The sequence below is a fragment of the Longimonas sp. genome, from assembly GCF_040409695.1.
GTDB lineage: Bacteria > Bacteroidota > Rhodothermia > Rhodothermales > Salinibacteraceae > Longimonas.
This window is the reverse complement of sequence record NZ_JARWGJ010000201.1, coordinates 1-21,603: the sequence shown is the minus strand read 5'-3', so window position 1 is coordinate 21,603 and position 21,603 is coordinate 1. Positions and strand designations below refer to the sequence as shown.

Genomic DNA, 21,603 nt, shown 5'->3' with positions numbered 1-21,603 from the left:
AGCGAGGCCGGCGAGGGAGCCTTGTTGGTACGCGCACGGCGGTAGAGCGTACTCCGGCTCATCATCATCTCCTCGGCCAGATCGTCGACATCAAAATCGATATCGGTGATGTTCGATTCGATGATTGCTCGGACGTTCTGCTCGAACTCGGAGCGCTTGGCCTCTGATTCAGGAGCAGGCGCCTCGTTCTGAGGCGATCCTTCCTCCGAATCATTCTCGGGCGGAGACGAAGAAGCATCCGCATCATCTCCAGAGACTGAGCCGGGTGTAGAGGGGGCTTCGAGTGAGGCAGCGGCCATGGACTTGCGCTGCAGACGACGACGCAAGCGGTGCATCCAGTCCAGCACGCCGCGTATGCGCATCTCCAGTACGTCGGGGTCAAACGGCTTCGTGATATAGTCACGAGCGCCCGCCGAAAGGCCGCGCAGCTCGGCCCTGGTGTCGGAGCGTGCCGTGACCATGATAATCGGAATGGCTTCCGTGTCCGGATCGTCGCGAAGGGCCTGCGCCATGTCGATGCCGTCCGTCCCCGGCATCATCACATCGGCCAGAATGATATCGGGCAGATGACGCTTTGCCTTCTGCACGCCCTCTTCGCCGTCGGCAGCCTCCATGATGCGGAAGTCCTCCTCCAGAATCGAGCGCACGTACGCCCGCATGTCGGGGTTGTCGTCGGCCACGAGAATAAGCGGTGCCGTAGAGGGCGTAGGCGGATCGGTGGCCTGCATGCTGTCGCCCGAAGACGACGGGGCCGCCGAAGCAAGGGCCGGCGGGGGCGTCGCAGGCACGTGGACCTCTCCGTCTGCCCCATCGCCAGACGACCCATTACCAGGTGCCCCATCGCCAGATATCCCGGCTTTCGTGGAGCGCAGGACTTCGTTATCAGCAGAATCTTCCGCAGAACCGTCGGTAGAAGGCGGTTCAGGAAGAGCGTCTTTGCCCCGAGGAAGGATTACAGTAAATGTGGTACCTTCTCCGAGTGCACTCTCGACAGCGATTGTGCCCCCGTGAGCCTCCACAAGGTCGCGCGCTAAAGCGAGTCCGATACCGGCGCCTTCGCGGGCTCGTGTCGATGAAGCATCGACCTGCCGGAAGCGTTCAAAGATGGCACGCTGGTCGTCTTCAGCGATCCCAATTCCGGTATCTTGAACAGAAAGAAGCGTTTCGGTTGCCGTCTCTTGAATCTCAACATTGATCGTTCCACCGTCGGGCGTAAACTTGATCGCATTGGTAAGCAGGTTCGACACGACCTGTTCGATGTGCTCGGCATCGGCATACGCTGTTTTGGCTTCAATAGGGGGAGGCGTATGCTGCACGCTTAACTTGAGTCCGTTGGACTGGGCCAGACGCTCAAATCCTTTAGCTACCTGCTTCATCTTCGCACCCAGTTCGCAGGGACGAGCCTGGATGGTAAACGTGCCGGCTTCAAGCTCAGACAGATGGAGCAGTTGCTGCACAAGGTTGAGAAGGCGCTGGGCGTTGCGCTCAACCATGCTGAGCGTCTGCTGCGCCGGGTCGTCGGGCATGGATCGCCTGAGCAGCTGCTCTATAGGTCCCAGGATAAGCGTAAGCGGCGTTCGCAGTTCGTGGCTGATGTTGGCGAAGAAGCGCGATTTGGCGGCATCGAGCGAGCGCAGGGCCTCGGCCTGCTCGGCCAGCTGCTCATTTTTCTGCCGGACTTCAACCGTGCGGTCGTTGATAATAGATTCCAGCTGACGCTGGCGGTGGCGCAGGGCCATTGTGCGCCACCGCACACTCCCAACCACCAGCGCCACCGCCGCGAATCCATACAACACATAAGCCCACCACGTGAGATACCAGGGCGGGGCTACGGTGAACGTCATCAATGCCGTCTCGGCACGCTGCCCGCGGACCGTACGGGCCTGCATCTCGAACGTGTAGCTGCCTGGAGATAAGTTGGTAAAATCGCGCTGCGCGCTCGTCGTCCATGCCGACCAGGCGTCGCTGAGCCCACGCAGGCGAACCCGATACTCGGTGGAAGCGGGGAGCGTGTAGCTTGGTGCAGCATATCGGATGCGAATGCTGTTGTGGTCGTGAGCTACCTTGCGCGGACTGCTCGCATCGGTCTGCGTCATTCCCCAGAGGGTCGAGTCAGCAGGCAGGCTCGACACGCTCTGAATAAGTCCAGAGACAGAGGGGGGATTATCCTGTTCGGGCACGTACCGGAGCAGACCACGGTCAGTCGCCAGCCAGACGACATCATCCTCTGCATGCACCGCACGGATGATGTGACGGCTGATGCGCTGCAGCGATCGTGACTGCCAGCTCCAGTTCTGATCGGCATCGCGCGCCCACCACCCGAAGCCTGCGTTCGTGTTGCCCCACCAGCGTCCGGTGCCATCCTCGGCGAGCAAGACGCTTGTTGAGGCAAGGTCACTCGCAACAAAGGGTATATCGTCAAGCGGCATGAACCGTTCGTCTTCCTCGCTGAACTGAGACGTGTGCTCGGGCGAGTAGAAGAACATCGTGTCATCAAAGCGGAAGGGCATGATGTGGCCATCGTCGGACGTAAAGAGCCGTTCCTCCTGAACGTGGCCGTCGGCGTCTATGGTGAAGCGCATCAGGCCGGCGTAGCGGGTGCCCACCCACAGCGTCGAGTCGTTGGCCCAGGCCTGCCGGCTGAAGTTGCCGATGTCGTCGCGGAGCGTGGGGCGGCTACTCCACGATGCGGTGGCCGGGTCGTACGAAAAGCGCTCAAGGCCCCGTGTCGTAGATACAAAGAGTTCGTTCGGGTCCTGCGGATGCGAGGAGATGCGGAAGGCGTGGAAGCTGTTCAGGCCGAGGTCGGCGACTACATTATCGTCTCGCTGCCACTGAGCGACGGTCTGCGACGTGCCAATGAGCAGAGTGCCATTGTGGGGATGCAGGGCCCAGATCTGGGTAAAAGGGGCATGTTTCTGGATGCGAGCCACATCGCCCGGCTGTGCGGGAGGCTCAACGGTGCCAACACCGCTGTTGGTGCTGATAGTAATCGTTCCGTCGTGACGGGTAACGCCTGTGACGGTTTCGTTGGCATACTCGTTAGGATACGTGCTCAGCGGAGTACCCCAGTCGATGCGCCTAATCCCGCTATCAAGGACGACCCAGACGCCGCCTTCGTGGTCTTCGTATGTGCCCAGGGTGGGCTGGTCGGGGAAAGGCCAATGGCGAATGAGCTGCCCCTCCGAATCCGATATAAACAGTCCATTCTCGATCGTCGAGATGGCGAATGAGCCATCCGACAGACGATTGATGTCGTAAATAATGACATCGTCCAGTTTGTCGGCAAAGGAAACAGCAAACGGTTCAAGCCTCTCTCCATCCCACAGAAAGAAGCGGCTTGCCAGGGTGCCGACAAGCATCTGGTCACCGTTGTACGGAGCAACGTCGCGAATGGCGTCTTGGCTTCCGTCGGGAAGCAGTGGCGTTTCGAATCCCGCAACAGGCAACAACTCTTTCTGATCGATACGGAACAGTTGGCGACCCGAGGCCACGTAAGCAGTATCTTGCACGACCACGAGGGGGAAGAGGTCGCTTTCGTCGGGCAAGGAAAGGCGATGCATGCGTTGGGCATCGGCGGACCAGCGGTAGACCCCTTCGTACGTATGGAAAAACGCATCGGGACCGAGCGTCACGACCTCCCAGATGTCGCCCAGGTCGTCAGGTCCGGCATCGACCTTGTTGCGTAGCGACACGTAGCGCAGCAGGCCGCCCTCGGTCCGTTCCATGTACCCCATTTCATCTTGTGCGCCCACGTACACCCGTCCGTCAGCGCTCGTCGCCAAACCGCGCACGATCGACCGATTCGGCACGGGAAAGAGCTCCCAGCGGGCGCCATCGAAGGTGAGCACGCCATCGGTGTTCGCCACGTAGAGGGTGTGCGTGCTGTCTTGCGTAGCGGTCCAGTTCTGGGAGCTTGCCCCGTAGTCGTCGGCGGCGTACTGCTCAACCAAGGGCATACCGGCCTCAGGGTGGGCCCAGTGGGAAGAAGAAACGGTCTGCGCGGTAGCACACAGGGGCATGCCGACCGTAACACAAAGTACCAGGACACCCCACAGTGTGGCAAAAGCGGTCGTTTCTTGAAGCAAAAAAGGATTATGACGCATACAGAACGGGTAGCGGGACGCTGTAGGTCAGAAATTAGGTCATGTGCGCTGTGCCAATGCCGGTTATAGAAGATTGCTAAAACAGCGGCTCCGCTGGGCTATGGCCTGTAGGTCATGCTTCTGGTGCTACGAACCTCAATCGGGGTCTAATTCCCGCCTCAGCGGCACCCGCTCTCGCTACCAAACCAAACTCCAAACAGGTTCTATGTGGCGAGTGCTTGGTGCAACACACAAGTGCTCAAGCGTATTTTACACGAAGCAGGTTGCATGGTTCAAGGCGGAAGCCCGCCCTTGTGCAGGCACAGAGCCGTGTTCTGACCTGTGAGCCTACTCTTCCCGCATATGCACACATCTTTTGTGCATATGCAAACGCTAAGGTGGTCAACCTGAGGCTTCAGTGCTGTAACCAACTGGCGACATATTGGGAGAAAAGAGCCCGAAAGAGAGATCTCAAGCGTAGAGCTGGTGTATTGTGTCGACAACGGTGTCAACATCGGTTGATGAAATATCGCGATGGGTTGTGAGGCGTACGGTTTGAGGGCCAAATGGAGTTACCCCAATATCGGCCTGGTGGAGCGTTTCCGCTACGGCTTCTGCGGTTGATCCCTCTACCTCAACCATAACGATGTTCGTCTCTACGGTCTCCAGGTCGACCGAGAAAGCAGGCAGGTTGTTGAATGCTGTTGCAAGAACGCGTGCATGCTTGTGGTCGGTCAACAGCTGGCTGCGGTGGTGAGCAATGGCATAGCGTCCGCCCGCTGCCAGGATACCTGCCTGGCGCATCCCACCGCCTAACCGTTTACGAACGCGGCGCGCCTGATCAATAAGCGATTGTGTGCCTGCGAGCACCGATCCAACCGGCGCGCCGAGCCCTTTAGAGAGAGCGACCCAGACCAGGTCGAACGGCGCGGCATATTCCGCTTCGGTATGGCCTGAGGCTACAGCTGCGTTCCACAGGCGGGCCCCATCCAGGAGGAGGCGCAGGCCGTGTTTTTCTGCAACGTCGGCGATAGCATGCACACGCTCTAATGAATATACGCGGCCCCCTGCTTTGTTAGCCGTGTTCTCTATCGCAACGAGAGCTGACCGTGCAAAGACAGCTCCCTCTGGACGAATAGCAGCCTCGATAGCGCTGGGGGTGAGGAGTCCATCGGGACTGTGTACCGGGTGCGGTTGGATTCCGGAGAGGGCGCTGGCCGCACCTGTCTCGTAGTTGTAAATGTGGCTCGTTGCGTCCAGAATGACTTCGTCGCCGGGCGCGGTAAGCACATGCAAGGCAATCTGGTTCGCCATGGTACCAGACGGCACGAACAGCGCATCCTCTTTTCCAAGTAGAGCGGCCACTTCATGCTGCAGTTGATTGACCGTTGGGTCTTCCCCGTACACGTCATCGCCCACTTCGGCCTGGGCCATTGCGTGGCGCATGTCGGAGGAGGGGCGCGTAACGGTATCGCTGCGAAGGTCAATCATGTTGTGCAAAGGGGGCGCGAGAAGAGAGAAAAACGGTGGCGGTCTACTATGTAAGCTATGGAAGTAGTGGAGGAACCCTGCCAGCAGTTGGAAAGCAACGTGCGCCTGCACCGATATGCACCGTTTACCATCCGTGCTGTGTCATGCGCTGCTCAATGATTGTGGTGTAGCGGTGCATAACCTGCGGCGTTCGCGAACGGGGGGCCGGAAGGCAGGCCGCCAATCCTGCAGCTTGGCGCCGTGTAAGCGCATCGGCCGATACGGCGAAGTGGTGGTCCGACGCTGCGGAAACACCGTATATTCCGGGGCCCCACTCTACCACGTTCACATACAGATGCAAAATACGTTCTTTTGAGAGAATCAGCTCAGCCAGATAGGTAAGAGGTACCTCCATGGCTTTGCGCAGATAAGATCGATGCGTCGTCATGAACAGGTTCTTGACCAGCTGCTGCGTGATTGTTGACCCGCCACGCAGGCGCCGCCCTTGATCATGCTCAGCACGTGCTTCCTGGATCGCCTCCCAGTCAATGCCCCCATGGGTGAAGAACCGACCGTCTTCAGCGGCAACGACTGCGCGTGGCACATGCGGGCTTATCTCGCCTGCGGACACGGGGTGGTAGACCCGCGTGTATGAATCTGTGCTGAACTGGGCCTCCACCGCGCGCTGAAGCTGTACGCCGGTAATCGGGGGCATGACAGTCGTGTAGGCAATCAACGCCAGGGTACAGCCGGCAACATACAGTCCTACAGCGCCCAAAAGAACATAGGCTACGCGCTTGGCAAGGTGCAAGGCGTAGCCTATGGAAGTAGGGGAGCGTGTCATGTTCGCCGCTGCCGGGTTAACGGGAGATATCAAGAATCTTCAGCGTCACTTTGCCGGCAGGTACCTTAATGTCAACCTCGTCGCCCTCTTCTTGGCCTAAGAGGCCCTTTCCAACGGGACTTTCAACAGAGATCTTGCCTTCAGACACGTCGGCCTCTTGCTCGTTGACAAGGGTGTAGGTCTGTTTGGCACCGGTGTTGAGGTTCTCAACGGTTACCTTGGAGAGGATATACGCTTTACTGTCATCGACCTCGCTTTCATCGACGACACGGGCCCGTGAGATTGTGTCTTCAAGCTTGGAGATGCGTGCTTCAAGTTTGCCCTGTTCTTCCTTTGCCGCGTCGTATTCGGCGTTCTCCGAAAGGTCTCCTTTGGCACGTGCTTCAGCAATGGCATCGGCAATGCGAGCACGTTCCTTTGTTTTCAAGAAGTGTAGTTCGTCCTTTAGTTCTTGAAAGCCCTCCTCAGTCAGATATACGGTCTTTTTAGCACTCATAAATACAGCAGTCACATCATTTAAGGGTACGTCTACAAAGACAGACCGCCACAGCCGTGGGGAGCCACGGGAGCGGCGGTCTGCAGTATGTTTATCGTATCGCGCAGTTATTCGGCTATATGTGCATAAAGTTCCTTAATAATAAGGTGATCTGGCGTAAGATAAGAGATGCGGCCGGACTGGACCGGGTTGGAGACGAGACGTGAGGAGAACGCCTCGCGCTGGCATTACCAGCCTCCATGACCCTGTCCGGATGAGGAGGGAGAAGAGGTAGAGGGTTCTGACGCGGTCGCCGAGGAAATGCGTCGCGCTGTCCAGTATCGCTCGGCCCAGTACGGTTCGTCAATGTGGGAGATCATGACACCGTTGCTCGAAGACGCATGTACAAACCGGCCCCCCTCGATGTGTACGCCCACATGGTTTGTCTTGTCCAGGTAAAAGAACACGAGGTCACCCGGTTTTAAGTCGCGCTTTCGTACCCGCGTGCCCGTGCGAGCCTGTGCCTGCGTGGTACGGGGGAGACGCACCCCGCTTACGTCGCGGTAGAGCGTCTGCACCAGTGCAGAGCAGTCTATTCCGCTCCGCGACGTGCCCCCCCATCGGTGGGGAACGCCTTCCCACTGAGCAGCGGCAGTCTCCCATCGGTCCACGACAGAAGATGAGGCCGAAGCCGGGTTGGTGCTCACAGTGGATGAGGAGCCGCACCCAACAGCAAACACGGTGAGCGTCAGCGCGAGTAACACACCTGAAAAGAGCGCAGCCGGACCGATCTGGTAGCGGTGACATGTGCGCATAGAATCTGATACGTTAGGAGGGGAAACATAGGCGCTCACACGGGTGACCCGCTCAGTAAGGAGATCCCGATAAGGGAAGCTCGTTTATGCTGAGGTATCTGACCAAAGGGGTTCAGAAGGTAAACGTACCTGAGCTGGAAGAACGTATACCCCTTCAGCAAGCGGCCACGTTTCATTGCGTGTTCCATCCAGGTCTCTATCGCACGTCGTGTGGTTTATCGGAGGCGGCCAGACGTAATACGATCAATATTCTACGTGCTGCTGTACGCATAGTGCAACGAAACGTTGCTCAAGCTCAGCGGGTGGATCACGCGAAAATGCAGGAGGTACGTTAACAAACGTTCCTGTTCTACATTGTATAGACAACCGATCCACCGGTTATGCCTTACCCTGAAGCCATGGTCAAGCCCATGCGTGCCGAGCTTACACGTCTGGGTGTTGAAGAACTTACCGATGCCGATGCCGTCGATGCAGCATTTGACAAAGATGGCACTACGCTGCTGATTATCAACTCAGTATGCGGATGTGCAGCAGGCAATGCGCGCCCTGCGGTGTCAATGGCGACGCAGCTCGACGCCCAGCCCGACCGCTACGTCACGGTGTTTGCCGGTCAAGATTTGGAGGCCACCGAGCAAGCCCGCGCACATCTGCCCGGCATCCCTCCGTCATCGCCATTCATCGCGCTCTTCAAAGATGGTCAGCCCGTATATATAATCGAGCGTAAGCACATTGAAGGGCGAAGCGCAAACGCTATTGCCAACGACCTGAAGACGGCCTTTGAGGCGTACTGCGATGGGGACGTCCCTAATGATGCTCCGACCAGTCCGACTTCGAGTGCTTCGGGACGTCCGAACGTGCCTTCCAGCTTTCGCTCCATCTCGTAAGTAGGGTGCCGGTATTGCTTTTGGCGCTTGCGGTGCATCTGTCGGATGCGTGGCGCTACAAAACAACGCGACCCGCTGCCCCGAAAGAAGGCAGCGGGTCGCTCTATGCAGAAGACTATGCAGAAAGCTGCAGAGCAGAACGAGGCATCGAGCAGAAGTCGTTGAAAGACCCCCCGTACCTCTTCTGGTACAGCTTACTCTGGCCAGCTTACTCTAATATTGATTGTTATAGGATATACTGACTCAAGTCGCGGTCGGTGGCGATTGAACTCAATCGTTCTTTAACGAGGTCGGCGTCAATCACGATATCCGTATCCTGAAGTTTATCCGGGACGTCATACAGGATGTCTTCAAGCAGCGTAGTGAGTACGGTGTGCAGGCGACGGGCACCGATATTTTCAACCTCGGCATTGACCTGAGCCGCCACGCGGGCAATCTCTCGGATCCCTTCGTCTTCAAACGTGATGTCGACGTTCTCAGAAGCAAGGAGCGCGCGGTACTGCTTAAGAAGCGCGTTTTTGGGCTCCTGAAGGATGCGGTAGAAGTCGCCTTCGTCGAGGTTATTCAGCTCTACGCGGATGGGAAAACGCCCCTGCAGCTCGGGAATCAGGTCGCTGGGCTTGGAGACATGGAACGCCCCACTGGCCACAAACAGGATGTGGTCGGTCTTCACCATGCCGTGCTTGGTCTGAACGTTCGACCCTTCCACAATAGGCAGCAGGTCGCGCTGCACACCCTGGCGAGACACGCCCTGCCCGGCACCGCCCTGATCGCGCCGGCCGCTGTCAGAAGCCACTTTATCAATCTCATCAATAAAGACCATGCCCGTCTCCTGAACACGGGTCAGCGCGTCTTCCTTCACCTGATCCATGTCGATGAGCTTTTGCGCTTCCTCCTGCGTCAAGATTTCGCGCGCCTCATCAACCGTGACGCGTTTCTTTTTGCGGTTCTTGCCGCCAAGGTTGCCGAACAGTTCCTGCAGGTTAACGCCCATCTCTTCCATGCCCATAGGGCCGAAGACCTGCATCATCGGCGACGACTGGTCGCTCGATACCTCAATCTCGATTTCGCGCTCATCAAGGTCGCCATTGGCTAGCTTGTCGCGAAACTTCTGGCGGGTACGCTGGCGCAGGTTGTCTTCTGTGGCCGTGGTATCGGGAGATGAAGAGTCGCCGTTAGCGTTACCGTTGGCATCGCCCTCATCGTCGCTCAACTGGAGGACAAATCCGGGACCGTTTACGTCGGTGGTGCTTGAGGAACGGCTCTTGCTGGATTCGGGCGGCGGGATCAGAATGTCAAGAATGCGCTGTTCGGCGCGTTCTTTTGCTTTTTCCTGGACCGCCTCTTTGTGCTCTTCCTGCACGAGGTTAACTGCGATGTCGGCCAGGTCGCGAATCATGCTCTCCACGTCGCGTCCTACGTAGCCAACCTCGGTAAACTTCGAGGCCTCTACTTTGATAAATGGCGCGCGCGCCAGGCGGGCCAGACGGCGTGCGATCTCCGTCTTGCCAACGCCAGTTGGCCCAATCATGATAATGTTGTTGGGCATGATTTCATCGCGCATCTCCTCGGGCGCGTTGCGGCGCCGCCAGCGATTACGCAGGGCAATAGCCACATTCTTCTTGGCCTTGTCTTGCCCGATGATATATTGATCTAACTCCTCGACAATCTGGCGAGGTGTTAGTTCGTCCAGAGAAGGTTGGGTTGCCATAAAAAGCCTAAAGTAATCGGAATAGAAGCAGTGCGAGACAGGAAAAGACGCTGCGGCACGCCGTTTGTGCACAGGTGCAGTACGTACTCGCCGCAGCGCCTCTCAGACAGTTGTGCGAACGCGTATGCTCGGTATACACGGCATGTACGGTGCGCTATGCATTTGCACTACGCATTCGCATCGACGCCATCTGGCGTCTCCGTAGCGTCCTCGGTATAGTCTCCGTTATCATAGTTCTCATCGGCGTAGTCGTCGTCATACTCGCCGGTAGCATACTCGTCGAGGCTTGACCGTTCAACCGGGTCGTACCCTTCCTGCGGCGACGGCTCGGACTCACTCACGCCGTTGCTGTAACTCCCGAACGTGCGGTCGCGATAGTAGTCGTCGAGAATCTCCTGTACATCCTCGTGCTCTTCGTTGACGATGAGCACCGTGTAGTCATACGGGTAACCGTCCCGCTTCTCCAACCACACAGCACCAGCGGCTTCGAGGTCGCTCACAAGTGCTTTTGGATCGTACCCTTCGCCAAGCTCTTCCGAAATTTTCCGGAGGAGCGGCGTAAGGTAGACCTCGTCGTACTGCCCAAAAAACTCTTCGGTGACCTCAATCGTGGCTCGCAGCATCGGGTCGTCGATGGGCTTGCGCTCTTCAGGAGGAGAGCTGGCACGCGTGCGTCGACGGCTGGGGCGGTTGGCACGCTCGCGTGAGGTGAGCGTGTCGCGCGCATCAGAGCCCAGCATATTTCGGGCATCGAGGTAGGCTTCCTCTTCAAGGTACGGGGCAAGCACATCGCTCTGTGGGGGATGCACCGCTGCGACCAATGGACGGATGCCGCGCTCACGCACGGCCCGGATCAGGGGGAGGTAAGGGCGGTCGCCCGTTACGATAACAATGGAGCTAATATCAGACCGCTCGTGCAGCAGGTGGATCGCATCTATCGTCAGGTGCTGCTCTGAGGCGTTTAGCTGGGCACCGGTTGGCGTAGACTGCGGGGCAAACCCATGCTCGTACAGGTCGGTTTCGGCTTCGCCAGCTACGTGGTCGGGAAGCGTTGCAAAGTCGGCGTAGGCCCGAGCGTATACGGTGGGTGTGTCATCGCCTTCTTCGAGGTAGCGGCGCACCTTATCGATGATGCGCATGGCTAGTTCGTGAGGGGCCCGTTTGGTATCTTGTGCGTGAAGGACCGTGTACACATTGTCGTAGTCAACAAACAGCGCCGCACGTGGGGATGAGGCGCCCGTCTGGCTTCTTGCTATAGTTGACATACTTATTCGTTTCTGGTTTGTGATTTATCTATCTTTATATGATGCCGATGCAAGGGCACCGGTTTGTTGCGTATGCAGCCGGGCTCGTTTCATTACTGCAGGGCGTTCGAGAGCTCGGTTCTGAGCTGTAGGTGGGGAACGCACAGGCCGAGGCATGCTGCTCGGAAAGAGAAGCCCGATCGGCATGGGACGCTCAAAACGCAGCGTGTTGAGCTACGCGTCTGAGTCGTTAGCTGCCAGGTCGAGAATCGTGCGGTGATGGTTTGTATAGATGCAGATGTCAGCGGCCTGGCTCAGGCCTTCTTCGACGAGGGTATGCGCATCGAGGTCAGGAGCATGCTTCTTCATCGCTCGTACGGCGGCCAGAGCGAACGACCCTCCCGACCCGATGGCAATAACGTCATCGTCAGGTTCTATAACGTCGCCGCTCCCGCTCAGCACGAGAAGGCGGTCGTTAGACGCTACGGCAAGCAGGGCCTCCAGGCGCCGCAGGTAGCGGTCAGTGCGCCAGTCTTTGGCGAGCTCGACCGCTGCTCGAGTCACGTTGCCGCCATACTCTTCCAGTTTTTCTTCGAAGCGCTCAAATAGGGTGAACGCATCCGCTGTGGAGCCGGCAAAGCCTGCTAAAATCTCATCATTATACAGCGTCCGTACCTTCTCAGCTTTATGCTTCATCACCGTTTCCCCCATGGTGGCCTGGCCGTCTGAGCCCATAGCAATCTGGTTGTTATGGCGAACGCCGACAACGGTAGTACCATGTAGGGAAGATGGATCAGACATATAATGCAGGGTAAGGCGTTATGGAAAAACGTGTGCGTGGAATAGTACATGTAATACATTGCCCGCCTGCTGCAGTTCGGTAACTTAGCGCGGATATTGTGCCAGTATGTTAACGATCTGGTCTTGCACCGTGCGTAGCGGACGCGTGCTCCCCACATGGTTGTTTGCAAGAACAGCAAACGCAAAGGGAGTGCCTTCAAAAGAGGTGACATAGCCCGCCAGAGCGCTGTTGTTCGAGAACGTTCCGGTCTTAGCGCGCACATTTCCGCGTGCAGCGGCGGCCCGTTGAAAGCGAAACTGGAGCGTGCCGTCGCGCCCGCCTACAGGAAGAGAGCGAAAAAACGCACGGCGCACCTCCGAGTCGGGGTGGCCATGCATGTAAGCAAGCACCTGCACCAGCACCTCGGCGGATACGAGGTTATAGCGTGAGAGGCCAGATCCGTCAACCAGGCGCGTGCGCTCGGGGGCCCCACCAGCACGGTGGATGAGGCCACGTACCAGACGCAGGCCGCGCTCTCGGGAACTTGTTACGGATAAGGAGTCGCCGTGGGCCATGGCCCCCAGCGTATGTAAGAGCTGCTCGGCATAAAGGTTGTCACTTTCCTGGTTTACCGTCTTCACCAGCTCCGACAACGGGGGGGAGTAGACCGAGGCAAGTGTATCGTACGGAGCGGGTGGAGCATCAAGGAGCCGTACGGTTGTGGCACCGTCACGTACCGTTATACCTGTTTGGTCCAGCGCTTCACTAAACACATAGGCAGAGAATAGGGTTGGGTTGTCAATGCTCACCCGAAACTGGGTAGACCGACCTGCCGGAATGGTGCCTCGCACATGAATGGTGTTTTGGCCAAGATCGCGCTCAAACCGTCGCCAGAGCTGCTGCCCGCGTTGGCCTTGCTCCAGTTGATGTCCAACTGTGACATACGAGGTGTTGTTGGGGAGCCAGCGGATCCGAACGTCGCTGCCTCCTTGAAGGGCGTCAAGCGTGATGCGAACAACGTTTCCGTAGTACGAAAGCGCGCTGCTCTGGGCGGCATAGCCATACGGGATGTCGTCCCAGCTCCACCCCGGTGCTATGCCGGGTGCGTCAAAGAGCGAGTCGTCGCCAATAACCTGCCCGCTCACCTGCTCAATGCCTATACGCGAGAGACCTTGCGCCCAGTTGGTAAAGATGGATGAAGTGGCGCGGTGCTGGCCGAGTGAGGGGTCGCCAGCGCCGTGCAATACGAGATCGCCGTTGACCCGTCCGCCTTCAACCGGGCCCGTTGTGGTGAGCACAGTTTCATATCGAAAGTCCGGACCGAGCAACTCAAGGGCCGCTGCTGAAGTAAGGATCTTAACCGTTGAGGCTGGTATCATGGTGGCCTGTCCGCGATAGTCCACGACAGGCTCTCCGGTATCCAGATTGACTACCATGACGCTCCAGGTACCGCCTGAATCATGACCCTCAACGGTAGCGCGAATCGTGTCGCGCATCTGGGATTGCCACGAGTACTGGCCAATCGCAGGGGCCACATCCACCAAGACAAACAGGGTGGCGATGAGTAGCATAGAGATGCAGTGCCGAGAAGCTGTTCTCATAAGAAAAACGCGATATCGGTGAGTCAGAGAGCAGTGGCGTAGAAGGGGAATGCAGTAACAGATAGAAAGATAACTCGTCTGGCACACGCCATGACATTTTAGAACATGGTATATTGATTTTTTTGCTTTGGGCTTCGAGGCGCCTCATTTGCGTGCCATAACAGATCGGTTTCGCATCCATAAACCCGTATCAATGCTATTGGATGCGTTACGCGTGGTTGCATTGCAGGTAGATGCATCGCGGGTAGATAAATGCACTGCGGATAGATGAGAGGCAGAGCGCGCAGCAATGCGGACAGTACCGCAGGGAGATCAGAGGTAAGCGATAGAATAGAAGAGACCAAGGCAGAAGCGTCCGAAGAAGAGACCTATGTTTGGCCTATCAGCCGGGGACCGTAAAGCCTTTGTGCGTTTACCGTGATGGTGGGATGGTATCTGGGGTGGCAAGGTCGTACGAGGCCGGCCGGGCGCGCAGCACAAACGCATGGTCGAGGTTGTAGAGAGCAACAGCAGGACGCATAACAATAGTAAGGTCGTTGCGACCCTGCCGCGGGGCGACGTGCTCAATCGTTCCGATAGGCCACCCACTGGGAAAGACGCCGCTATGTCCGCTCGTTACGACACGCTGTTCGACCTCCACCGGCTCGGTCTTCACGACGTGCTGCATCGAGAGCTGGTTGAGATGGTCGCCCTCCCAGCGGATGATTCCTTCTGCGCCAATCGATTCCACTTTTCCGGGGACGCGAAAGTCGGTATTCAAGAACGGCATGACGCGGGAAAAACGGCTTCCTACAAAGAGAACCGTTCCGACAATGCCTTCTGGCGTTACGACGGGCATGTCTGGTTCAACGCCGTGCTGGCGTCCCACATCAATAGTGAGAAGATTCTGTTGGCGCGTTAGGTCCTTTTGGAGCACGCGTGTTGCTACGAGCAGGGTGTCAGACAGCGTGGTGTCGGCACGGGTCTGCAGGTTGAGCATTGCTTCGAGTTCGCGGTTGCGGTGGCGCACGTCGCGCGAGCGAGCAACCTCGCCTGCCAGTTCGATGTTGCGGGCACGTAGCGCCTCGTTCTCCTGAAGCGCGTTCACGTAGCGCCCCATCCACGCAAACTGGTTGTCGAGGCGAGCAGTTACCTCCATCCCATAGGTGCGCAGCGCCTGGTTCATCGGGCGGTTGGCCGTGAACAGAATCGTGAAGGCCAGAAGCAAGAGCCCGAGAAAGACGCCCCAGTCACGTAGCTTGTCCCATTGAGAGGAATCCATTTATCTGGGTGTTGGCGGAGAAGCCCTACGCTATGGCTACAGGATACCATGATAAGATGCTACACGAGCACACGTTTGTACTGCTCCAGGTTTTCGAGGACTTTACCGGTGCCGCGCACAACGGCCGTCAGCGGATTTTCGGCTACATACACAGGAAGCTCTACGCGGTTGCGGAGCATCTCGTCGAGGCCATGCAGCATGGCTCCGCCTCCCGTAAGCATAATGCCGCGCTCAAGTACGTCGGCGCCGAGTTCAGGAGGGGTGCGCTCCAGGCAGCGCAGCACGCCCGCCGCAATCTGGTCGAGGTTGTCGCGCAAGGCCTCGCGTACGTTGACGGATGAGATAGACCGATCTTTGGGGATGCCGCTCACAAGGTCGCGGCCGCGCACGGAAAGCTCCAGTTCCGTTTCGAGCTCGATGGCGCTCCCAATCTCGCATTTGATGCGCTCAGCGGTGCGGGAGCCGATCAGCAGGTTGTGGTTGCGTTTGAAGTATTGCACGACGGACTTGTCGATCTCGTTGCCCCCTACGCGAATAGACTCATCGATCACGATACCCGAGAGTGCGATCACTGCAATCTCGGTGGTGCCGCCCCCGATGTCGACTACCATATTGCCGACGGCTTCGCTTACGTCAAGTCCGATCCCAATAGCTGCTGCCATAGGTTCAGAGATAAGGTGCACCTTTTTGGCCCCAGCATGCTCGGCCGAATCCCGCACGGCCCGCTTTTCTACTTCGGTGATGCCGCTGGGCACGCAGACCACCATAGAACGAATAGACGTAAACCAGTTACGCCGCACCTTCTGCATGAGACCACGAATCATCTGTTCAGCGACCTTGAAGTCGGCAATTACGCCGTCTTTGAGCGGCCAGATGGTCTCGATATCCTTATGTGTGCGCTCATGCATCTGAAGCGCTTCGTGACCAATTTCGCGCACCTCACGCGTGCTGTGGTCAACGGCGACAATGCTGGGCTCGTTGAGCACGATGTCTTGGCCACGAATATAAATCAGCGTATTGGCCGTACCCAGGTCAATTGCAACGTCTTGCGTGAAGTTGAAAAACATAAAGGATGGGGAGCGTTCAGTATGATGGGGGAACCGGGTGGGGAGCGTAGAGCATGGATCGACGTGCTCTATGCCCGTGATTTAATGCGGTCACTGTATTCGTCTTTCCCATGCGCTGCGGGAAGAAAAGATTCCAGCAAGCCGTGCAGCAGCGGTCAGTGGCAGAAGTTTCGCTCGCCCGTGCATACCATAGCGATGTCGTGCGCATTAGCGGCAGCGATAACCTCATCGTCTCGGATAGACCCGCCGGGTTGAATGGCACCGGAAATGCCGTGAGCAGCGGCAGCTTCAAGGCCATCAGCAAAGGGAAAGAAGGCGTCTGAGGCGATCACCGCGCCGTTGAGCGAGAGGGATTCGTTGCGCGCCTTCTGCACGGCGATCTCGGACGCGTCGACCCGGCTCATCTGCCCTGCGCCAATCCCCAGGGTGCGTCCGTTGCGGGCGTATACGATGGCATTGCTTTTTACGTGTTTGACCACGCGCCAGGCAAAGTGGAGGTCGGCCCACATTGCATCGCTCGGGGCCTTCTCGGTAACGACCTGCCACGCAGAACGGCTCTCAGCCAGCGGGGCCGACACCGGATTCCGGTCTTGCACCAGAAGTCCGCCAATCACTGAGCGCACTTGCAGGCGCGGGTCGTTACGTAGTGCGCCGGTTTGTTTCAGGATGCGGCGCTTCTTCTTCTCTTGCAGCAAGGCGAGCACGCCGTCTTCAAACTCGGGGGCAATGACGACCTCGGTGTAGATCGAGTTAATGGCCTCGGCGGTGGCACGGTCAAGCGCCTGGTTCACCACTACGATGCCTCCAAACGGAGATTTGGTGTCGGTCTCGAAAGCACGCGTATACGCGTCGAGCAGCGTGTCGCCGGTGGCCACTCCACAGGGATTGGTGTGCTTCAGGATGGCACAGGTTGGCCCGTCGGACTGAAACTCGTCTATCAGGGTCAGGGCGCCATGCACGTCGATCATGTTGTTGTACGACAGCGGCTTGCCGTGCAGCGGTTTTACGAACGAGAAGGGCGTTCCGTAGAGCGCTGCGCGCTGGTGTGGGTTCTCGCCATAGCGGAGCGACTGGGTTTTGCCTTCGACTGCAACGTACGGCTCGGGCAGCGCATCACCGCCGTGGGGGCTGCCCAGATAGTTGGCGATAGCCGTATCGTATGAGGCGGTAGCCGCAAAAGCGCGTCCGGCCAGGCTTCGACGAAGCGGTGCAGGCAGTGCGCCGTCGTGCTCGTTCAGCACTTGAATGACCTCATCATACTGGTCGGTATGCGACACAACGCCGACGTGCTGGTAGTTCTTTGCGGCTGCACGGAGCATCGTAGGGCCGCCGATGTCGATAAATTCAAGCAGCTCCTGCTCACTGAGGTCGCCCCGGTGGCGCGCCTGCTGAAAGGGATAGAGCGAGCAAACGACCAGGTCGATCGGTGCAATATCGTGTGCATCAAGCTCGTCGAGGTCCTCCTCACGGTCGCGCCGTGCCAGCAGTCCAGCATGAATAGCAGGATGCAACGTCTTTACGCGTCCGTCCAACATCTCCGGCGCGCCGGTTATGTCCGATACATCAGTAACGGGAAGGCCTGCATCGCGCAGCGTACGAGCCGTTCCGCCGGTTGAAATCAGCTCCACGTTATGATCGTGCAGGGTCTCGGCCAGCGGGATGAGTCCGCTCTTGTCGTATACCGAAAGCAGTGCGCGGCGGATGCGGGGCGGAGCGTCTTCGTTAGCCATTGCGGTAGAGGCAGGTCGGGTAGAAGCCATTCGGAGACTCAGGAGGATGAGAGGGAAAAGTCGTTTTGCAGCGTGACCGTGCGTTTCTCGATATCGACTGCGCCGAGCGCAAACGCGCGTAGCACAGCCGGGTAGAGCTGGTGTTCTACCTGCAGCACGCGTTCCTGGAGCGTGTTGACTGTGTCGTCGGGACGTACTGGAACGGGGCGCTGCGCTACAATCGGGCCACTGTCATAGGCAGCATCGACCAGGTGCACGGTTACGCCGGTCCAGTGTACGCCATAGTCGAGCACAGCCTCGTGCACACGGGAGCCATACATCCCTTTGCCGCCAAACGCGGGGAGGAGGGACGGATGGATGTTTGTAATGCGTTCTGGGTAGGCCTTCAGTACAGCAGCGGGAACCTTCTTCAGGTACCCGGCGAGGGCAACAAGCGAGGGGGCCCACGTCGAGAGGGTGGCCCGCATGGCTTCGCCAAACGCTTCGGTCGTGTCGTACGTCTTCGGATCCAAGACCGCGGTGGGGATGTCGTGTCGCGCCGCACGGTCGAGCGCGCCCGCCGTATCCCGATCGCTCAGGCACCCCACGATCGTAGCGGGAAGCATACCGGATTCGGCGGCGTCGATGATGGCTTGCATGTTCGTTCCGCCTCCAGAAGCACAGACGGCGATGCGAAATTCGTTCATGGGGCGCGTGCAGACGAGACGAAAAGGGAGGGCTACATCTCCAGGGCTACATCCTCAAGAAGAATGCAGCCGTTGAAGGATAGTGATTTTCTGGCAGTAGCCTTTCACGACAGTTTTCTCACAACGGTCTTCTGTGATCCGCGTCATATACAAAGGGAAGTACTACAGTGCAGAAGTGCCACTGCTGAAGCCTGGTTACGTATCAATTTGCCTAATATTGCGATACGAGCGCAGGTCAGCGCGCAGACAAATAGCCTGGAAGCGCTACCTACGTGCATCGGGGTAGCATGTGAGCGTCTGTGTGGTGTTGGTCAGGTGGAGGCGCACGGGCACGCCCATCGGGAAACTGTGGCGGGGAAGCAGGTGGCCGTATGGCACATGCGAAAGCACTGGATAGGGACGACCGCCGAAGTAGTCGGTGAAGACATCGCGCATCGAGAGGGTGGGGGGTGTTACCGTCTCAGGCGTAGAGAAGCGCCCGAGCACGACGCCAGCAAGGGCGTCAAGCACGCCAGCGAGTTCCAGGTGCATGAGCATGCGATCTACCGCATAGGGAGGCTCCTGCACGTCTTCCAAGAGCAATACCGCGCCGCGTAGATCGGGCATGAACGATGTGCCCAGCAGGCGGGTCAAAATAGACAGCGTGCCGCCAAGCAAGAGGCCCGTAGCTGTGCCCGGCGAGAGCGTTTCGGGAGATGGATCACTGTCGGAGCGCATGTCGCTCCAGGTCAGCGTGTAGGGGCGGGGGGCGCTTACCTGGAATATTTCGTGGCGCATAGCCGGCGAAAGCTGGTGCCACTCGGTGAGCACCGGGCCTGAGATGCTGGGCCACCCGAGGCGGTGCCAGCAGGCCAGTTGCAGCGCTGTGATGTCGCTGTACCCGACAACCCAGCGCGGCGTAGCACTACGTAGGGCATCCCAGTCAAGACGCGAAAGAAGCCGCAGCGAGCCATAGCCGCCGCGTGCACAAAGCACTGCGTCGATGCCAGACGTGCAAAGGGCATCCATAAGAGCAGCGGCGCGTGGGGCGTCGGGCATAGAGAGGTAGCCATGCGGAGGGCCTGGTACGTAAGCCCGGTCAACGTTCCAGTCGCGCTGTAGGGCGTGCATGCCAGCGATGTAAGTGCCGGGTGTGCGCGGCGCGCTGGCCGGAGCGACAACGCGAACCCGCGCCCCAGGGCGCAGCGGAGGCATCGGTACAGGCAGGGCAGGCATGCAGTCGAGAGATGGGTAGTGAGGCAGGTGGCAGTAGAGAAGCGCATGGTTACGATGGCAGTGACGCAGCGCGCTCAGCTGTCGGAACTGTCATCGTTTCGCTCTGAGCCTTGCGTGCCTTGGTTGCCCGAAGACGCGCTCGGCGCATCTGACTGAGGAGACAGGTTGTCTTCACCGGCTTTCTGCTCCAGCTTTTTGATGCGCTTGCGATCACGAAGTCGCGCTGGCACCATGGCGAGCGATCCCACAATCACGCCGAGCACAAACGTGAAGGCAAGCACCAGCGCAGCGGATCCTTCGGTGCTAAAGAACAGCAGGTATACACGAATGGGCTGGGTGTTCTGGAGCGTAAATAGAACGGCTACCAGGAAAAGAACGATAGCCCCCACAACGGCAAATCGCGTGCGAATCGAAGAGAAGTCGGGCATATCAGGCGGTAAAATAACCAGTGAGAGCAATGCGGGTTAGCAGAGACTGTACCGTACGTATCCTTAAAGATAGGGAACGAGACAGAGCGGATGCAAGCAGTGGGCTCCAAGTCTTATAATTCTCGTCACAATCAGCTAAGGTGCGATCTCTGCCGTATCGTGCGCGTAGTGAATATATCCATGCTACCGGAAGGTAGTATCGTAGGTTGTTTTGAGATCTATCTGCTATATTTATGGACACCCAGACCAAGCCCCGGCTGGACATCTCTACGAGCAAGCGCCGCTACGATGAGGCGCAGCATCGCATCCCCGGAGGGGTGAACTCCCCGGCGCGAGCATTCAAAAGCGTGGGCGGTACGCCGCTCTTCATTGACCATGCTGAGGGCGCGTACATGACCGACGTTGATGGCAATCGCTATATCGACTACATCGGGTCGTGGGGGCCGATGCTTTTCGGGCACGCACACCCGGATGTAGTGCGTGCTGTTCAGGAGGCGGCCACGTCTTCTACTTCGTTCGGCGCCCCAACCGAGATCGAGATTGAAGTTGCCGAGCTGGTCTGCGAGCTGGTGCCTTCCGTTGAGAAGGTCCGGATGGTGAACTCGGGCACCGAAGCCACCATGAGCGCAGCACGCGTAGCACGTGGATATACGGGCCGCGACAAGATCATCAAGTTCGCGGGCAACTACCATGGACACGGCGATTTCTTCCTGATCGCTGCGGGGAGCGGGCCGCTCTCACTTGGCGAACCAAACTCGCCGGGCGTCACCGATGGCAATGCCAAAGACACGCTCTTAGCGCGTTACAACGATGCTGAGCATGTGCGCGAGCTTGCTGAGTCGTACGAGGACGAGGTGGCCTGCATTATTGTAGAGCCGATTGCGGGAAACATGGGTTGCATTCCGCCCGAACCCGGCTTCCTCGAAGAGCTCCGTACCATCTGCGACGAGCACGGCATCGTCCTTATCTTCGACGAGGTCATGACCGGATTTCGCGTGGCGCCGGGCGGCGCGCAAGAGCGCTACGGCGTTACGCCTGACATGACGACGCTGGGCAAGATCATCGGCGGAGGACTGCCAGTCGGCGCATACGGAGGGAAGAAAGAGATCATGGATCACGTTTCGCCTGAAGGGCCGGTTTACCAGGCCGGCACGCTCAGTGGCAACCCGCTTGCGATGCGAGCCGGGCACACGGTGCTCTCAAAAATTGCCAGCGAAAAAAAGACGATCTATCCGCAACTGGAGCGATACAGTGAGGCGCTGGAAGAAGGCACCCGCGAGAACCTGGACGCGCTCGGCCTCTCCGG

Annotated in this window: 17 protein-coding genes; 2 read left to right on the top strand and 15 right to left on the bottom strand. The window is 58.3% G+C overall.

Going from position 1 to position 21,603, the window contains the following annotated elements:
- From PPP56_RS12360 to PPP56_RS12340, 5 genes are all read right to left on the bottom strand, one after another.
- A partial coding sequence (locus PPP56_RS12360; protein ID WP_353564357.1) for an ATP-binding protein occupies positions 1-4,022 on the bottom strand: 4,022 nt, incomplete at its 3' end.
- A gap of 534 nt (positions 4,023-4,556) precedes the next feature.
- Entirely contained in the window at positions 4,557-5,576 is a 1,020-nt protein-coding gene (locus PPP56_RS12355; protein WP_353564356.1) for a threonine aldolase family protein, read from the bottom strand.
- A gap of 124 nt (positions 5,577-5,700) precedes the next feature.
- Positions 5,701-6,399 (bottom strand): monofunctional biosynthetic peptidoglycan transglycosylase, encoded by a 699-nt coding sequence (gene mtgA / locus PPP56_RS12350; protein WP_353564355.1) that lies wholly within the window; start codon positions 6,397-6,399, stop codon positions 5,701-5,703.
- Positions 6,400-6,415: 16 nt separating this feature from the next.
- Positions 6,416-6,895 (bottom strand): transcription elongation factor GreA, encoded by a 480-nt coding sequence (gene greA, locus PPP56_RS12345; protein ID WP_353564358.1) that lies wholly within the window; start codon positions 6,893-6,895, stop codon positions 6,416-6,418.
- A 227-nt stretch (positions 6,896-7,122) separates the two neighbouring features.
- A complete protein-coding gene (locus PPP56_RS12340) occupies positions 7,123-7,689 on the bottom strand; it encodes a C40 family peptidase (RefSeq protein WP_353564354.1) in 567 nt (188 codons plus the stop codon).
- Between the two features lie 380 nt (positions 7,690-8,069).
- On the opposite strand from PPP56_RS12340, the gene PPP56_RS12335 reads away from it, so the two are divergent.
- Positions 8,070-8,573, top strand: a complete 504-nt coding sequence (locus PPP56_RS12335; RefSeq protein WP_353564353.1) for a BrxA/BrxB family bacilliredoxin — start codon at positions 8,070-8,072, stop codon at positions 8,571-8,573.
- A 226-nt stretch (positions 8,574-8,799) separates the two neighbouring features.
- Here PPP56_RS12335 and hslU read toward each other — a convergent pair whose 3' ends face one another.
- From hslU to PPP56_RS12285, 10 genes are all read right to left on the bottom strand, one after another.
- Complete coding sequence (gene hslU / locus PPP56_RS12330; RefSeq protein WP_353564352.1) at positions 8,800-10,284, bottom strand: ATP-dependent protease ATPase subunit HslU; 1,485 nt, start codon at positions 10,282-10,284, stop codon at positions 8,800-8,802.
- Positions 10,285-10,451: 167 nt separating this feature from the next.
- Complete coding sequence (locus tag PPP56_RS12325; RefSeq protein WP_353564351.1) at positions 10,452-11,549, bottom strand: NYN domain-containing protein; 1,098 nt, start codon at positions 11,547-11,549, stop codon at positions 10,452-10,454.
- Between the two features lie 213 nt (positions 11,550-11,762).
- Positions 11,763-12,329, bottom strand: coding sequence for an ATP-dependent protease subunit HslV (gene hslV, locus PPP56_RS12320; protein WP_353564350.1), 567 nt, complete (start codon positions 12,327-12,329; stop codon positions 11,763-11,765).
- A gap of 84 nt (positions 12,330-12,413) precedes the next feature.
- Positions 12,414-13,910 (bottom strand): D-alanyl-D-alanine carboxypeptidase/D-alanyl-D-alanine endopeptidase, encoded by a 1,497-nt coding sequence (gene dacB / locus PPP56_RS12315; protein ID WP_353564349.1) that lies wholly within the window; start codon positions 13,908-13,910, stop codon positions 12,414-12,416.
- A gap of 412 nt (positions 13,911-14,322) precedes the next feature.
- Positions 14,323-15,171 carry a rod shape-determining protein MreC gene (gene mreC / locus PPP56_RS12310; protein ID WP_353564348.1) on the bottom strand — a complete coding sequence of 283 codons (849 nt, stop codon included), beginning with the start codon at positions 15,169-15,171 and terminating at the stop codon, positions 14,323-14,325.
- A gap of 59 nt (positions 15,172-15,230) precedes the next feature.
- Positions 15,231-16,238 (bottom strand): rod shape-determining protein, encoded by a 1,008-nt coding sequence (locus PPP56_RS12305; RefSeq protein ID WP_353564347.1) that lies wholly within the window; start codon positions 16,236-16,238, stop codon positions 15,231-15,233.
- A 155-nt stretch (positions 16,239-16,393) separates the two neighbouring features.
- The gene (purH, locus tag PPP56_RS12300) at positions 16,394-17,968 is read right to left on the bottom strand and encodes a bifunctional phosphoribosylaminoimidazolecarboxamide formyltransferase/IMP cyclohydrolase (RefSeq protein WP_353564346.1); all 1,575 of its coding nucleotides are present in this window, start codon (positions 17,966-17,968) and stop codon (positions 16,394-16,396) included.
- Between the two features lie 38 nt (positions 17,969-18,006).
- A complete protein-coding gene (purN, locus tag PPP56_RS12295; RefSeq protein ID WP_353564345.1) occupies positions 18,007-18,654 on the bottom strand; it encodes a phosphoribosylglycinamide formyltransferase in 648 nt (215 codons plus the stop codon).
- 264 nt (positions 18,655-18,918) lie between these two features.
- A complete protein-coding gene (locus PPP56_RS12290; RefSeq protein ID WP_353564344.1) occupies positions 18,919-19,869 on the bottom strand; it encodes a S66 peptidase family protein in 951 nt (316 codons plus the stop codon).
- A 74-nt stretch (positions 19,870-19,943) separates the two neighbouring features.
- A complete protein-coding gene (locus tag PPP56_RS12285; RefSeq protein ID WP_353564343.1) occupies positions 19,944-20,297 on the bottom strand; it encodes a LapA family protein in 354 nt (117 codons plus the stop codon).
- 233 nt (positions 20,298-20,530) lie between these two features.
- Here PPP56_RS12285 and hemL point away from each other — a divergent pair.
- Positions 20,531-21,603 (top strand): glutamate-1-semialdehyde 2,1-aminomutase (gene hemL / locus PPP56_RS12280; protein ID WP_353564342.1); only part of this gene is annotated, 1,073 nt, incomplete at its 3' end.

Bases quoted from the DNA above. Each gene is read 5' to 3' on its own strand.
- PPP56_RS12340 (WP_353564354.1), bottom strand. From the start codon at position 7,689: ATGCGCACATGTCACCGCTACCAGATCGGTCCGGCTGCGCTCTTTTCA.
- PPP56_RS12305 (WP_353564347.1), bottom strand. From the start codon at position 16,238: ATGTTTTTCAACTTCACGCAAGACGTTGCAATTGACCTGGGTACGGCC.
- hslV (WP_353564350.1), bottom strand. From the start codon at position 12,329: ATGTCTGATCCATCTTCCCTACATGGTACTACCGTTGTCGGCGTTCGC.
- PPP56_RS12290 (WP_353564344.1), bottom strand. From the start codon at position 19,869: ATGCCTGCCCTGCCTGTACCGATGCCTCCGCTGCGCCCTGGGGCGCGG.
- purH (WP_353564346.1), bottom strand. From the start codon at position 17,968: ATGGCTAACGAAGACGCTCCGCCCCGCATCCGCCGCGCACTGCTTTCG.
- mtgA (WP_353564355.1), bottom strand. From the start codon at position 6,399: ATGACACGCTCCCCTACTTCCATAGGCTACGCCTTGCACCTTGCCAAG.
- purN (WP_353564345.1), bottom strand. From the start codon at position 18,654: ATGAACGAATTTCGCATCGCCGTCTGTGCTTCTGGAGGCGGAACGAAC.
- mreC (WP_353564348.1), bottom strand. From the start codon at position 15,171: ATGGATTCCTCTCAATGGGACAAGCTACGTGACTGGGGCGTCTTTCTC.
- dacB (WP_353564349.1), bottom strand. From the start codon at position 13,910: ATGAGAACAGCTTCTCGGCACTGCATCTCTATGCTACTCATCGCCACC.
- PPP56_RS12285 (WP_353564343.1), bottom strand. From the start codon at position 20,297: ATGCCCGACTTCTCTTCGATTCGCACGCGATTTGCCGTTGTGGGGGCT.
- greA (WP_353564358.1), bottom strand. From the start codon at position 6,895: ATGAGTGCTAAAAAGACCGTATATCTGACTGAGGAGGGCTTTCAAGAA.
- PPP56_RS12355 (WP_353564356.1), bottom strand. From the start codon at position 5,576: ATGATTGACCTTCGCAGCGATACCGTTACGCGCCCCTCCTCCGACATG.
- hslU (WP_353564352.1), bottom strand. From the start codon at position 10,284: ATGGCAACCCAACCTTCTCTGGACGAACTAACACCTCGCCAGATTGTC.
- PPP56_RS12325 (WP_353564351.1), bottom strand. From the start codon at position 11,549: ATGTCAACTATAGCAAGAAGCCAGACGGGCGCCTCATCCCCACGTGCG.
- PPP56_RS12335 (WP_353564353.1), top strand. From the start codon at position 8,070: ATGCCTTACCCTGAAGCCATGGTCAAGCCCATGCGTGCCGAGCTTACA.